This window comes from Actinoplanes teichomyceticus ATCC 31121, assembly GCF_003711105.1.
GTDB classification, from domain to species: Bacteria; Actinomycetota; Actinomycetes; order Mycobacteriales; family Micromonosporaceae; genus Actinoplanes; species Actinoplanes teichomyceticus.
On sequence record NZ_CP023865.1, the window covers coordinates 2,643,671 to 2,656,464 of the forward strand.

At 73.5% G+C, this 12,794-nt stretch carries 13 protein-coding genes and 1 pseudogene; 7 read left to right on the forward strand and 7 right to left on the reverse strand.

Annotation, left to right across the window (positions count from 1 at the left end):
- Position 1 precedes the first annotated feature (1 nt).
- Positions 2-1,120 (forward strand): LLM class flavin-dependent oxidoreductase, encoded by a 1,119-nt coding sequence (locus ACTEI_RS11870; RefSeq protein ID WP_122977704.1) that lies wholly within the window; start codon positions 2-4, stop codon positions 1,118-1,120.
- A 14-nt stretch (positions 1,121-1,134) separates the two neighbouring features.
- Here the strand turns inward: ACTEI_RS11870 and ACTEI_RS39160 are convergent, their stop codons facing one another.
- On the reverse strand, positions 1,135-3,036 hold the full coding sequence (locus ACTEI_RS39160) for a DUF6596 domain-containing protein (RefSeq protein ID WP_122977705.1): 1,902 nt from the start codon (positions 3,034-3,036) through the stop codon (positions 1,135-1,137).
- Complete coding sequence (locus ACTEI_RS11880) at positions 3,033-3,356, reverse strand: YciI family protein (protein ID WP_122977706.1); 324 nt, start codon at positions 3,354-3,356, stop codon at positions 3,033-3,035. Before ACTEI_RS11880 ends, ACTEI_RS39160 begins: the two co-directional genes overlap by 4 nt.
- 131 nt (positions 3,357-3,487) lie before the next feature.
- Between ACTEI_RS11880 and ACTEI_RS11885 the strand changes: the two genes are divergently transcribed.
- The gene (locus tag ACTEI_RS11885; RefSeq protein WP_122982087.1) at positions 3,488-4,075 is read left to right on the forward strand and encodes a DUF998 domain-containing protein; all 588 of its coding nucleotides are present in this window, start codon (positions 3,488-3,490) and stop codon (positions 4,073-4,075) included.
- Between the two features lie 151 nt (positions 4,076-4,226).
- On the opposite strand, the gene ACTEI_RS11890 is transcribed toward ACTEI_RS11885, so the two are convergent.
- Positions 4,227-5,168: an NADP-dependent oxidoreductase gene (locus ACTEI_RS11890; RefSeq protein ID WP_122977707.1), complete on the reverse strand. Its 942-nt coding sequence runs from the start codon at positions 5,166-5,168 to the stop codon at positions 4,227-4,229.
- A 105-nt stretch (positions 5,169-5,273) separates the two neighbouring features.
- Between ACTEI_RS11890 and ACTEI_RS11895 the strand changes: the two genes are divergently transcribed.
- Together ACTEI_RS11895 and ACTEI_RS11900 are read left to right on the forward strand one after the other, a co-directional pair.
- Positions 5,274-5,633, forward strand: a complete 360-nt coding sequence (locus ACTEI_RS11895) for a winged helix-turn-helix transcriptional regulator (protein WP_122977708.1) — start codon at positions 5,274-5,276, stop codon at positions 5,631-5,633.
- Between the two features lie 92 nt (positions 5,634-5,725).
- Positions 5,726-6,511 (forward strand): annotated as a pseudogene (locus tag ACTEI_RS11900) (LysR family transcriptional regulator); the annotation flags it as partial.
- Here the strand turns inward: ACTEI_RS11900 and ACTEI_RS11905 are convergent.
- Genes ACTEI_RS11905 through ACTEI_RS11920 form a run of 4 tightly spaced genes read right to left on the reverse strand, consistent with a single transcriptional unit; the run spans position 6,462 to position 9,928 of the window.
- The gene (locus tag ACTEI_RS11905; protein ID WP_122977709.1) at positions 6,462-7,259 is read right to left on the reverse strand and encodes a GNAT family N-acetyltransferase; all 798 of its coding nucleotides are present in this window, start codon (positions 7,257-7,259) and stop codon (positions 6,462-6,464) included. The pseudogene ACTEI_RS11900 and the gene ACTEI_RS11905 overlap by 50 nt on opposite strands.
- On the reverse strand, positions 7,256-8,230 hold the full coding sequence (locus ACTEI_RS11910; protein ID WP_122977710.1) for an ABC transporter substrate-binding protein: 975 nt from the start codon (positions 8,228-8,230) through the stop codon (positions 7,256-7,258). The genes ACTEI_RS11905 and ACTEI_RS11910 overlap by 4 nt, the downstream gene beginning before the upstream one ends.
- A gap of 19 nt (positions 8,231-8,249) precedes the next feature.
- Positions 8,250-9,014, reverse strand: a complete 765-nt coding sequence (locus tag ACTEI_RS11915; protein ID WP_122977711.1) for an amino acid ABC transporter ATP-binding protein — start codon at positions 9,012-9,014, stop codon at positions 8,250-8,252.
- The gene (locus tag ACTEI_RS11920; RefSeq protein WP_122977712.1) at positions 9,011-9,928 is read right to left on the reverse strand and encodes an amino acid ABC transporter permease; all 918 of its coding nucleotides are present in this window, start codon (positions 9,926-9,928) and stop codon (positions 9,011-9,013) included. The genes ACTEI_RS11915 and ACTEI_RS11920 overlap by 4 nt, the downstream gene beginning before the upstream one ends.
- Before the next feature lie 177 nt (positions 9,929-10,105).
- Between ACTEI_RS11920 and ACTEI_RS11925 the strand changes: the two genes are divergently transcribed.
- From ACTEI_RS11925 to ACTEI_RS11935, 3 genes are read left to right on the forward strand one after another with little or no spacing between them, the layout of a single operon-like run.
- Complete coding sequence (locus tag ACTEI_RS11925; RefSeq protein WP_122977713.1) at positions 10,106-10,960, forward strand: ABC transporter permease; 855 nt, start codon at positions 10,106-10,108, stop codon at positions 10,958-10,960.
- A 10-nt stretch (positions 10,961-10,970) separates the two neighbouring features.
- Positions 10,971-11,999: a taurine ABC transporter substrate-binding protein gene (locus ACTEI_RS11930; protein ID WP_122977714.1), complete on the forward strand. Its 1,029-nt coding sequence runs from the start codon at positions 10,971-10,973 to the stop codon at positions 11,997-11,999.
- Positions 11,986-12,744 (forward strand): ABC transporter ATP-binding protein, encoded by a 759-nt coding sequence (locus ACTEI_RS11935; RefSeq protein WP_122977715.1) that lies wholly within the window; start codon positions 11,986-11,988, stop codon positions 12,742-12,744. Before ACTEI_RS11930 ends, ACTEI_RS11935 begins: the two co-directional genes overlap by 14 nt.
- Positions 12,745-12,794 lie beyond the last annotated feature (50 nt).

Here is a 12,794-nt window from a genome sequence, read left to right on the forward strand (position 1 = left end):
CATGCCCGTACCCCTCTCGATCCTCGACCTCGCCCCGCTGGTCGCCGGCGGCGACGTCGGCGACGCCCTGCGCCGCACCCTGGATCTCGCGCGCCACGCCGAACAGTTCGGCTACCACCGGTACTGGGTCGCCGAGCACCACTTCACCCCCGGGGTCGCCTCGGCGGAGCCGGCGCTGCTGCTCGGCCAGATCGCCGCGGTCACCGACCACATCCGGCTCGGCTCCGGCGCGGTGCAGACCGGCCACCGGACCGCCGCGTCCATCGTCGAGCAGTTCGGGCTCCTCGACGCGCTCTACCCGGGCCGCTTCGACCTCGGCCTCGGGCGGTCCGGGCAGGCCAAGAAGGAGGCGCTGCGGGCCGAGGCGGCGGCCGCGGTCCCGGCCCGCGCGGAGGTCGTCGACGGGCTGCTGATCCCGGAACCGTTCTCCTGGGCGCCGATCTTCGCCTCCGAGCGCAGCGCGCTGATCGGCCGGCTGCTGCAGCAGCCGGGCGCGGAGTCGCTGCCGCTCGGCGAGATCCTCGACCAGATCCAGACGCTGCTCGCCGGGCCGTACTCCGACGGGCGCGGCAACGAGGTCACGGCGGTGCCCGGGGCGGGCGCCGACCTGCGGCTGTGGCTGCTCGGCAGCAGCGGCGGGGAGAGCGCCCGCACGGCCGGGGCGCGCGGCCTGCCCTTCGTGGCGAACTATCACGTGGCCCCGGCCCGGGTGATCGAGGCGGCCGAGGCGTACCGGGCGGCGTTCCGGCCGTCGGCGACGCTCGCCGAGCCGTACCTGATGGTCTCGGCGGACGTGGTGGTCGCCGAGGACGACCAGACGGCGCGACGCCTGGCCGCGCCGTACGCGCTGTGGGTGCGCAGCATCCGGACCGGGCTCGGCGCGATCCCGTTCCCCAGCGAGCGGGAGGCCGCCGCGTACGAGTGGAGCGACCACGACCGCGCCCTCGTCGCCGACCGGGTGGCGACCCAGTTCGTCGGCTCCCCGGCGACGGTCACCGAGCGGCTGGAGACGCTGCGCCGGGTCACCGGCGCGGATGAGCTGCTGGTCACGACGATCACCCACCGGCACGCCGACCGGGTCCGCTCCTACGAGCTGCTGGCCAAGGAGTGGGCCGGATAGCCGCGCGCCGCGGTTCACACCGCACGCAGGCGGTCGAGGGTGTGACCGGTCATGCGCTTGCAGAGGTAGGCGGCCCGCTCGTAGGACAGGCGCCGCCGTCCGGTCTCCGGGCAGAGGTCGGCGGCCGCCGGCGGGCGACCGGGGCCGGGGCGCCGCTCGGAGAGGAAGAGCGGGCCACGGGTCCGGCCGGCGATCAGTTCCGGGAGCAGCCGGGCCGTCCCGGAACGCCAGACGATCGTTTTGTCGCGGGCGCTGCGGTCGTCCAGGTCCAGATCCTCGACATTGAGCGCGAGCACCGCCCCGACCTTCGCGGCCGACTCCCGCAGCAGGCACCAGAGCACCCGCTCCCGAAGCGCCGGTGCGCCCGACGCCCCGCCGGCCGCCGGCCGATCCGACATCGCGGCGGCCCCCCGGCCCGGCCCGGAGGCCGGCCCACCCGGGTCAGCGGTGGGCAGCGGGCGGGGCCGGAGGGTGGCGGCGAGTGACGGGTCGCCGGACCATGCGGTGAAGGAACGGATCGCGGCCACGTGGCGGTTCCAGGTGCGCGGCGACACGTCCGGCCAGCTCAGCGCGACGATCTCGGTCAGTCTGGTGGGGGTCAGGTCGGCCAGGGGCGTGCGCTCGCCGGCGAGCCGGGCGATGCGGTGCAGGGTCTGACCGTAGGCGCGGGCGGTGGCCGGGCTGCGTGGGGCGAGGAACTCGGCCACCGCGGGGCCGAGCAGCCGGCCCGGCTCCTCGGGCACGTCCAGAGCCGCCGCTCGGCGCAGCAGGAAGTCGCGCTCGGCCGTGTTGCGGGCCAGGGAGGCCGCTCGCTGCAGTTCGTGCCGGGCCTGCGTGGGATGGCCGAGCCGGACCAGCAGGTCACCGCGGACGCCGGGCAGCAGGTGGTAGTCCGCCATCTGGGGGTCGGCGCGCAGTTCGTCGAGCAGGTCGAGGCCGGCCTGCGGCCCGTGCGCGAAAGCCACCGCCACCGCTCGGTTCAGCCGGACGACCGGGGTCGGGAGCAGGCGCTCCAGGGTCTGGTAGAGCGCGCTTATGCGGACCCAATCGGTGTCTTCGGCCACGTGGCAGACCGCGATCGCCGCCTGCAGCACGTAGGGCCCGATCGGGCCGCCGGCCTCCCGGGCGCGCAGCATGGCGGCGAAGCCCCGGCGGATGAGCAGCTGATCCCATCGGCCCCGGTTCTGTTCGTGCAGCGGGATCGGCTCACCGGCCGGGCCGGTACGCGCCGCCGACCGGGACTGCTGGATCTCCATGAGCGCCACGAGACCGTGCACCTCGGCCTGGTCGGGTGCGAGCACGGCGAGCATCCGGCCCAGCCGCAGCGCCTCCAGGCAGAGGTCGGCGCGGATCAGGTCGCTGCCGGAGGTGGCCGCATAGCCCTCGTTGAAGATCAGGTAGACGACCTCCAGCACGGACGACAGCTGCGCGGACGGCTGGTAGGCCACACCGGCCTCGGCGAGCGTGCGCTTGGCCGCGGCGATCCGCTGCCCGATCACCTGCTCGCTGACCAGGAAGGCCCGCGCGATCTCCGCCGGGCTCAGGCCGGCGACGACCCGCAGGGTGAGTGCCACCCGCGCTTCGGTCGGCAGCACGGGATGACAGGAGGTGAACATCAGCCGCAGAACGTCGTCCCCGGTCGGTTCCGGCGCCCGGGCCAGGTCCGGGGCGAGCCGTTCCCGCGTGCGTGACCGCCTGATGTGGTCCACGGCCCGGCGTTTGGCGGTGGTCGTCAGCCACGCGCCGGGGTTGTCGGGAATCCCGGTCACCGGCCACTGCTGCAGGGCGGCGACCACGGCGTCCTGTGCGAGTTCCTCGGCCAGGCCGACGTCGTGCACCAGCCGCAGGAGCCCGGCGACGATCCGCGCGGACTCCTGCTTCCAGACGACGCCGACCGTGGCCGAGAGGTCGGTCACGGACCGTAGACCTGGTGGATCATGCTCTCCCCGTCGCCGACGATCGTGCGGAAGCGGCGGCCGAGTTCGATCGCCTCCTCCCTGGAGCGGACCTCGATCAGGGCAAATCCGGCGATCGCCTCCTTGGCCTCGGTGAACGGCCCGTCGGTCACCGTGATCTCATCGCCCACCGAGGTCATCTTGAAGCCGGCCGGGTCCAGGCCGCCGGTGGCGAGCAGGACCCCGGAGGCGGTCAGCTCCTCGACGAACGCCGCCATGTCGGCGTAGAGCCGGGCGTCCGGTTCGGCGCCGCCGGCCTTCTGCATCATCAGGTAACGCATCGTGTCTCTCCGTTTCGTCATGCCTGCTTGCGCACCGGCGTCGAACGAGCTGATGTGACAGGTAATCAGAGCATTAGCTGTCACATCCGCGGAACCGACGTCGGGGCGACAACCGACGAAGGAGCTCGATGATGACCACCGCCCTCGCCGTTCCGTCCCGCCGGGCAGCGCTCGTGGCCGCCGGCCCGCTCTGGGCGGCGGTGGCGCTCGCGCAGGCCGCCACCCGCGACGGGTTCGATCTGACGCGGCACCCGCTCAGCCTGCTCAGCACCGGTTCGCTCGGCTGGGTGCAGATCGCCGACTTCGTGGTGGCCGGCCTGCTCATGGTGGTGGGCGCCGGCAGCCTGGACGGGCGGTGGGCGTCACGCCTGACCCGGGTCGCCGGCCTCGGCATGATCGCCGCCGGGCTGCTGGTGATGGACCCGGGCGGCGGCTTCCCGGCGGATCACCCCGCGGTGCCGGCAACGATGAGCTGGCACGCGATCGGGCACATGGCGGCCGGCACGGTCGCGTTCACCGCACTGATCGCCGCCTGCTACGTGCTGGCCAAGCGCGCCCCGACGCGCGGCTCGGCGGTGGCCGCGGCGGCCTCGGGGACCGCCCTGCTGGCCGGCGACCTGTGGGCGATGTCCGGCGGCGCGGCCGGCACGCTGACCCTCGCGGTCGGCGCGATCACCGCGATGCTCTTCGTCAGCTTGACCGCGCTGCGCTCAAGCTGAGATGTGCCGGGTCCGGCCGCGCCCCGCGGCCGGACCCGGCATGCAGCCTCGCCACGCCTTTCGGGCCCGGCGTGCTTTTCGGGCCCGGCACGTCCTTCGGACCGGGCCGGACCGGGAGAGCCGGCGGCCGGCTCCGGCGCCCGCGGCGCGGTCAGATCTCCAGGACCAGCTTGCCCCGGGTACGGCCGGTGGCCAGCCGCCGGTGCGCCTCCGCGGCCTCGGCGAGCGGCAGCACCTCGGCGACCTCCACCCGCACCTTCCCCGCGTCGATCAGACCGGCGATCTCGGCCAGCGCCGGCCCGTCCGGCTCCACCAGGTAGGGGATCGCCCGGACGCCGGCCTCGGCGGCGGCGCTCGCGACCGCCGGGGCGACACCGGACGGGACCGCGATGAGCAGGCCGCCGGGGGCCAGGGTGGCCACCGAGCGCACTCCGGTGTCCTCGTCGCCGATCAGGTCGAGAACCACGTCGACGTCCTTGACCACGTCCTCGAACCGGGTCGTGGTGTAGTCGATCACCTCGTCGGCGCCGAGCGAGCGCAGCCAGGCGTGCTTGCTGGCGCTCGCGGTGCCGATCACGTGCGCGCCCAGGTGCTTGGCGAACTGCACCGCGAAGTGGCCGACGCCACCGGCCGCGGCGTGCACCAGGACGCGCTGGCCGGGGCGGATGGTGGTGGCGGCGGTGAACGACTGCCAGGCGGTGAGGGCGGCCAGCGGCACCGCGGCCGCCTCGGTGTGGCTGAGGGTGGCCGGCTTGCGGACGAAGTGCCGGGACGGCGCGGTCACGTACTCCGCGTAGGCGCCGGCCTGGCGCGGGAACCACGGCATCCCGTACACCTCGTCACCGGCGGCGAGGGTGTGCACGCCGAACCCGACCTTCTCCACCACCCCGGACACGTCCCAGCCGAGGATGAACGGCGGCGAGCCGAGCACCCCGGCCATCCCGTGGCCCTCGCGGGTCTTGTGGTCGACCGGGTTGACCCCGGCCGCGACGACCCGGACGAGCACCTCGGTGGGCAGCGGTTCGGGCGTGGGCACCTCGGCCACCCGGAGCACCTCGGGACCACCGAACTCCTGCTGCGTGACGGCGCGCATGACGAATCCTTTCGAACGGCTGGAGCAGTACGGGGGGCAAGCTATCCCCGAGACGGTAGTTACCGGCAAGGGCAGCTACTATCCAACGGAAAGTAAGGAGGTCCGATGAGTGCTGCCTGCGCCACCGGCCAACACGACAAGCATGACGTCTACGCCGAGCTGTGCCCCTGCCGCGGGCTGCTCGACCTGATCGCCAACAAGTGGACCACTTTGGCGGTCGGCGCGCTGGAGAACGGTCCGCTGCGCTTCGGCGCCCTGCAACGCCACATGGAAGGCATCAGCCCGAAGGTGCTCACCCAGACCCTGCGCCGGATGCAGGACGCCGGCCTGATCACCCGCACCGTCTACCCGGCCGTGCCGCTGCACGTGGAATACGAGCTCACCGCGGTCGGCCGGAGCCTGACCGTGCCGCTGCGCGGGCTGCGCGACTGGGCCGAGAAACACCTCCACGAGATGAACGTCTGACCCGGCCGCGCGATCGATATGCGCGGGACCCGGTCCCCAGGGCATTCATCGTGCGCCACGATGGGTCGGTGGAACTGCGGCAGCTCAGCTACGTGGAGGCGGTCGCCCGGTACGGCGGGTTCACCCGCGCCGCCGGGCGGCTGCACGTCGCCCAGTCCGCGGTCTCCGCGCAGATCCGGGCGCTGGAGGCGGAGCTGGGCGTGGAGCTGTTCGCCCGGACGACACGGCGGGTGGCGCTGACGCCGGCCGGGGAGATGTTCGTGGCCCGGGCCCGGCGGGTGCTCGCCGAGCTGGACGGCGCCCGCCTGGAGATCGGCGAGAGCGCCGCGGTGGTCACCGGCCGGGTGACGATCGGCGCGACCGCGGCGCTCGGGCCGTACGACCTGCCCGCGGCGCTGGCGGCGTTCGGCGACCGGTTCCCGGGCATTCTGCTGCGGCTGCGGTCCGGCCGGGTCACCGGTCTGCTCGGGGCGCTCGACGGTGGCGAGCTGGACCTGGTCGTCGGCCCGGTGCACGCCGACCTGCCGGCTCGCTTCGAGGCGTTGCCGCTGGCCGACGAGCAGCTGGTGCTGGCCCTGCCGGTCGGGCACCCGCGGGGCGGGGCGGGGCGGCTGAGCCTGGGCGAGGTGCGCGACGAGCCGTTCGTCTGCCTGCCGGAGGGCAGCGGGCTGCGCTGGATCCTGGACGACGCGGCCCGTACCGCCGGCTTCGCGCCCCGGGTCCGGTTCGAGACCGACAGCCTGGGCGGCATCCGGGAGCTGGTCGCCGCCGGGCTCGGGGTGGCGTTGCTGGCCCGCTCGGCGGCCGAGGCGGCCGGCGGGCCGGCGATCACCGTCCGGCAGCTGCATTCACCCCCGGCGCACCCGCCGATCGGGGTGATCCACCACCGCGACCGGCCGCTGACGCCCGCGGTGCAGGCCTGCCGGCACGTGCTGGCCAGCGGTAGGCCGTGAAGTCGACGTGCCGGCGCAGCTCGAAGCCCAGCCTGCGGTAGAGCCGGATCGCGGTCGTGTTGGCCGCCCCGGTGTGCAGGAACGGCGTCTCGCCGCGGGCCAGGATGCCGGCCGCCACCGCCCGGATCAGCCGGGTGGCCAGCCCGCGCCCGCGGTACGCCGGGTCGGTGCACACCGCGCTGATCTCGGTGAAGCCGGGCGGGCGCAGCCGTTCCCCGGCCATCGCGACCAGCCGTCCGTCGCGGTCGCGCAACCCCAGGTAGGTGCCGAGATGCACGGTGCGCCGCAGGTACGGGCCGGGCCGGGCGCGGCCGATCAGGTGCAGGATCTGGGGCACGTCCGCGGCGGTCAGCACGGTCGCCGCCGGGTCCGGCTCGGCGCGCAGCGCGACGTCGACCATCTGTACGCCGGGAGTGCTGCGGGTCGGCAGCCAGCCGGGTGGCTGGTGCCCGGCCAGCCCGGGCAGGATCACCTCGGTGTCCCGCGGGACGAGCGCGGCCAGGTCGCTCCAGGACCGCGGGTCCTGCGGGGCGCCGAGCGCGTGGAACGGCGCCACGTCGCTGTGGTAGCGCGCCGCCCGGCCGTGGACCTGGGCGAACGCCGCGTGCGCGCCGGTCAGCGAGTGCCAGGCCGGGTTGTCCAGGACCTCGTCGAAGCCGATGTGGGTGGTCATTTGCCCTCGATCGGCAGGCCGGGCGGGTTGATCTCGGACTTCTCCACCGCCTCGCCGGTCAGGTTCCAGCGCTGCAGGATGCGCGCGTAGTCGCCGCTGGCGATCAGCTTGTCGGTGGCCGCGGCGAGCGCCCGGACCAGCCCGCTGTCCTTCTTCGTGGTGAAGGCGATCTTGCCCTGCAGGGCGGCGCCGGCCCCGGAGTAGGTGCCGGCGATCTCCAGGTTGCCGTCCACCGCCACCTGGTACGCCACGCTCGGGTTCGGGCCGAGGTAGGCGTCGATCTGGCCGGAGCCCAGAGCCAGGTAGGTGGCCTGGTTGGTCTGGTAGTACCGGATGTCCACCGGCGGGCGGCCCTGCTTCTCGGCCTCCCGGCTCCACTCGACGAGGATCTTCTCCTGGTTGGTGCCGGAGCTGACCGCGACCTTCCTGCCGGCCACGTCCGCCGGGCCGGTCACCCGCAGGCCGGCCCCCTTCCTCGTGACGAAGGCGAGGTTGTCCAGCCGGTAGGTGGCGAAGTCGTACTTGCGCTTGCGCTCCTCGGTGACGGTGATGTTGCTGGCGCCGACGTCGAACTTGCCGCTGTCCAGGCCGATGAACAGGTTCTCCCAGGAGGTGTTCGTCACGACCGGCCGCAGCCCGAGGAGCCCGGCGACCGCGTAGGCCAGGTCCGGCTCACTGCCGATCAGGGTCCTGTTGTCGGTCGCGGTGAACGACAGCGGCGGCGAGCCGGCGCCGGCCGCGCCGACCCCGACGGTGAGTTCGCCGGTGGCCCGGATGTCCGCGGGCACCAGCGCGGCGAGGGCGTCGTCCCTGGCCGGGACGATCCGGTCCTGGTCGGCGGAGGTGTTGATCGCCGGGCCCGCCGACCCGGCCGGCCCGGCGACGGCCGCCGGTCCCTCGTCCGGCGCGGCGCAGCCGGTCAGGCTCAGCGCTGCGGCGGTCACCAGGGCACATATCAATCTGGTACGCACAGGGTCTCCTCGTTGTCGCTCAGCGGACCCGGGACAGGAACGCCCGGGTCCGCAGGTGCCGTGGATCGTCGAGCACCCGCGCGGGCGGGCCCTGCTCGACGATCCGGCCCTCGTCCATGAAGATCACGGTGTCCGCGGCCTCCCGGGCGAAGCCGATCTCGTGCGTCACCACGATCATCGTGGTGCCGCTGCGGGCCAGTTCCCGGAGTACGTCGAGCACCTCGGCGACCAGTTCGGGGTCGAGCGCGGACGTGGGCTCGTCGAAGAGGATGAGCCGGGGTTCCAGGGCCAGCGCCCGGGCGATCGCGACGCGCTGCTGCTGGCCGCCGGAGAGCTGCCGGGGATAGGCGCCGGCCCGGTCGGCCAGCCCCACCCGGGCCAGCAGCTCGCGGGCCCGTTCGTAGGTCTGCGCCCGGGGCCGGCGCAACGCCGCGATCGGCGCCTCGGCCACGTTCTCCAGGGCGGTCAGGTGCGGGAACAGGTTGAAGTTCTGGAAGACGAAGCCGATGCGGGAACGCTGCCGCAGGATCTGCCGTTCGCTCAGCTCGTACAGCCGGTTGCCGCTGCGGCGGTAACCGATCAGCTCGCCGTCGACCCGGACCCGGCCGCGGTCCACCTTCTCCAGGTGGTTGATGGTGCGCAGCAGGGTGGACTTGCCGGAGCCGGAGGGTCCCAGGATGACGGTGACCGTGCCGGCCTCGGCGGTCAGGTCGATGCCGCGCAGCACGTGTAGAGCACCGAACGACTTGTGGACGCCGGCGAGCTCGACGACCGGGGTGCTCATCCGCGGATCGCCGCCCTCAGCCGCTGCCACGGGGTGGGTGGCAGGACGCGCACGGCGCCCCGGGCGAAGCGCCGCTCCACGTGGTACTGCAGGACGGAGAGCAGGGCGGTGAGGATGACGTACCAGACGGTGGCGACCATCAGCAGCGGCACGACCCGGCCGTTGCGGCCGTAGATCACCTGGACCTGGTAGAACAGCTCGCCGATCGCCAGCACGTACACGATCGAGGTGCTCTTGAGCAGGTTGATCAGCAGGTTCGCGGCGTTGGGCAGGATCGCGCGCATCGCCTGCGGCAGCACGATGCGCAGGAACTGCCGGCGCCGGGGCAGCCCCAGGGCGGCGGCCGCCTCGTGCTGGCCCTGGTCGACGCTGAGCAGCCCGGCGCGGATGATCTCGCCGGCGTAGGCGGCCTCGTGCAGCGCCAGCCCGAGCAGGGCCGCGCCGAACGAGCTGATCAGGCTGGTCGTGCCGAACGACCAGCCGGGCCCGAACGGGACGCCGATCTGCAGCGTGTCGTAGAGGTAGCCGAGGTTGGCCCAGAACAGCAGCTGCACCAGCAGCGGCACGGACCGGAACACCCAGATGTAGGTCCAGCTCACGGCGGTCAGGACCGGGTTGCCGGACAGGCGCATGGCGGCCAGCGGGATGCCGCCGAGGAAGCCCAGCACCGCGCCGGCCAGGGTCAGTTCGAGCGTGACCAGCAGCGCGTGCAGGACCGACTTCTCCAGGAAGTAGCCGGCGAAGGCCGGCCAGTCCCAGCCGGGATTGGTGGCCAGCCCGTGCCCGAACTGGGCGAGCAGGACCAGCACCAGGGCGGTGCCGGCCCAGCGGCCGGGGTGGCGGGCCGGCACGACGACGAGCTCGCCGGACGCTTCGGCCTCGCCGGTGCCGCGAGGCGGGGAGAGGACGCTCACGAGGCTCAACGTAGGTACCCGGCCGGATCACCCACAAGTCCTACGGGTCCAATATGTTTTACGACCTGGTTACGTCGATCCATCTGGCGGGACGATGCTCGTGCACCATTGCCATTAAGTCCATCGGTACGATAGGAATACCAGGCATTGTCACGTACCTCTGCCTGGAGTTTTCCCGTGACCACCTTGCTTGCCCCGGCCGCCGCGCCGGAGAGTTCGGCGAAGCCGGCGCCGGCGCTCGCCCCCGGCGGCGGTCTGCGCCGCCGCATCGCCCTGCGCGTCGTGGCGCTGCTCGCGCTGGGCCTGCTCTGGGAGATCGCGGCCCGGGCGCTGGACAACCCGGCCTTCATCCCGTCGCCCGGCGCGGTCTGGCGCCAGCTCGTGCTGACCTCGACCACCCACGACGGCCTCCGCGGTTACAGCGGCCACCTGCTCGTCGAGCACCTGGGCGTCAGCCTGCGCCGGATCGTGATCGGCTCGGCCGTCGGGGTCGCCGCCGGCCTGCTGATCGGCGTGCTGCTCGGCACGGTCGGCTGGCTGCGGGTGATCGCCGAGCCGGTGGTCACCTTCGTCCGGGCGCTGCCCCCGCTGGCGTACTTCAGCCTGTTCATCATCTGGTTCGGCATCGACGAGACCCCCAAGCTGTGGCTGCTGTCGATCGCCGCGCTGCCGCCGGTCGCGGTGGCCACCGCCGCCGCGGTGCACGGCGCCCCGTCCGGCCTGGTCGAGGCGGCCCGCGCGCTGGGCGCCGGCCGCTGGCGGACGATCCGCGACGTGGTGCTGCCCAGCGCGCTGCCGGAGATCTTCACCGGGATCCGGCTGGCGGTCGGTGTCGCCTACTCCTCGGTGGTGGCCGCCGAGACGATCAACGGGGTGCCCGGGATCGGCGGCATGATCCGCGACGCGCAGCGCTACTCGCAGACCGACGTGGTGGTGCTCGGACTCTTCGCCATCGGCCTCTCCGGCCTGCTCATCGACGCCCTGCTGCGGATCGCCGAGGAACGGCTGATCCCGTGGCGCGGCATTAGTTAAGGACATCCCGATGAAGAAGTTGCTCGCTGCCGTTTCCGCGTTCTCCGTCCTGCTCGTCGCCGCCTGCGGCAACGGCGCCGCCAGCGGGGGAGGCGACGCGTCCAACAAGGCGATCCGGATCGCCTACCAGGCGTTCCCGAGCGGCGACCTGATCGTCAAGAACCAGGGGCTGCTGGAGAAGGCGCTGCCGGACTACCGGATCACCTGGACCAAGTTCGACTCCGGCGCCAGCATCAACACCGCGTTCGTGGCCAAGAGCCTGGACATCGCGGCGATCGGCTCCAGCCCGGTCGCGCGGGGCCTGTCCGCGCCGCTGAACATCCCGTACCAGGTGGCCTTCGTGCTGGACGTGGCGGGGGACAACGAGGCGCTGGTGGCCCGCAACGGCTCCGGCATCACCGGCGTCGCCGGGTTGCGGGGCAAGAAGGTGGCCACGTCGTTCGCCTCCACCGCGCACTACAGCCTGCTCGCCGCGCTGGCGCAGGCCGGCGTCAAGGAGTCCGAGGTGAACATCGTCGACCTGGAGCCGCAGGACATCCAGGCCGCGTGGGGCCGTGGCGACCTGGACGCGGCCTACACCTGGCTGCCCGTGCTGGACGAGATCCGCAAGACCGGCAAGGTACTGATCACCAGCCGGCAGCTGGCCACCGCCGGCAAGCCCACCCTGGATCTGGGCGTGGTCTCCACCGCGTTCGCCGACGCGCACCCGGAGGCGGTCGACGCCTGGCGCAAGGCGCAGGCGCAGGCGCTGGACCTGATCGCCGAGGACCCGGCCGCCGCGTCCCAGGCGGTCGGCGCCGAGCTCAACCTCCCCGCCGCCGACGCGCTCAACCAGCTCAAGCAGGGCGTCTTCCTCAAGCCGGCGGACATCGCGTCGCCGGAGTGGCTGGGCACCGAGGGCAACGTCGGCAAGCTCGCCGACAACCTGGTCAGCGCCGCCGAGTTCCTCAAGTCCCAGCAGAAGATCGACGCCGTGCCGACGCTGGACGCGGTCAAGAAGGCCGTCTACGTCAAGGGGCTGCCCAGTGTCCTCGGCTGACGCGGTCGCCCTGGAGGCGGTGACGCGCTCCTACGGCGACGTCACCGCCGTCGGGCCGGTGGACCTGACCGTCCCGGCCGGCGAGTTCCTGGTCCTGGTCGGCGCGTCCGGGTGCGGCAAGAGCACCCTGCTGCGGCTGATCGCCGGCTTCGAACAGCCGACCTCGGGCACGGTCCGGACGGCCGGCGCGGCGCCGGTGCCCGGCCGCGGCGCCGGACTGGTCTTCCAGCAGCCCCGGCTGTTCCCGTGGAAGACGGTGGGCGGCAACATCGGGCTCGCGCTGCGGTACGCCGGGCAGCCGGCCACCCCGGAACGGGTGGACGAGCTGCTGGCCCGGGTCGGGCTGCACGACGTGGCGCACCGGCGCACCTGGCAGATCTCCGGCGGCCAGCAGCAGCGGGTGGCGATCGCCCGGGCCCTCGCCGTGGACAATCCGCTGCTGTTGCTGGACGAGCCGTTCGCGGCGCTGGACGCGCTGACCCGCGAGCGCCTGCAGGACGACCTGCGCCGGGTCAGCGAGGCGTCCGGGCGTACCTGTGTCTTCGTCACGCACAGCGTCGACGAGGCGGTCTTCCTCGGCAGCCGGGTCGTGGTGCTGACCCCGCGGCCCGGGCGGATCGCGCTGGACCTGCCGATCGGGCTGCCGCGCAGCGGGGTCCCGGCCGGTGAGCTGCGCGGCTCGCCGGAGTTCGCGGCGCTGCGCGCCGAGGTGGGCCACGCCATCCGGGACCGGGCGGGCGTCTGAGCGACCCGGTCCGCGGGCGCCGGGGCCGGTCATCACATGCGGGTCCGGGG

Coding starts and splice junctions, on each gene's coding strand:
- ACTEI_RS11930 (WP_122977714.1), top strand. CDS start 10,971: ATGAAGAAGTTGCTCGCTGCCGTTTCCGCGTTCTCCGTCCTGCTCGTC.
- ACTEI_RS11885 (WP_122982087.1), top strand. CDS start 3,488: ATGACCACCGCCCTCGCCGTTCCGTCCCGCCGGGCAGCGCTCGTGGCC.
- ACTEI_RS11870 (WP_122977704.1), top strand. CDS start 2: ATGCCCGTACCCCTCTCGATCCTCGACCTCGCCCCGCTGGTCGCCGGC.
- ACTEI_RS11905 (WP_122977709.1), bottom strand. CDS start 7,259: ATGACCACCCACATCGGCTTCGACGAGGTCCTGGACAACCCGGCCTGG.
- ACTEI_RS11880 (WP_122977706.1), bottom strand. CDS start 3,356: ATGCGTTACCTGATGATGCAGAAGGCCGGCGGCGCCGAACCGGACGCC.
- ACTEI_RS11895 (WP_122977708.1), top strand. CDS start 5,274: ATGAGTGCTGCCTGCGCCACCGGCCAACACGACAAGCATGACGTCTAC.
- ACTEI_RS11915 (WP_122977711.1), bottom strand. CDS start 9,014: ATGAGCACCCCGGTCGTCGAGCTCGCCGGCGTCCACAAGTCGTTCGGT.
- ACTEI_RS11890 (WP_122977707.1), bottom strand. CDS start 5,168: ATGCGCGCCGTCACGCAGCAGGAGTTCGGTGGTCCCGAGGTGCTCCGG.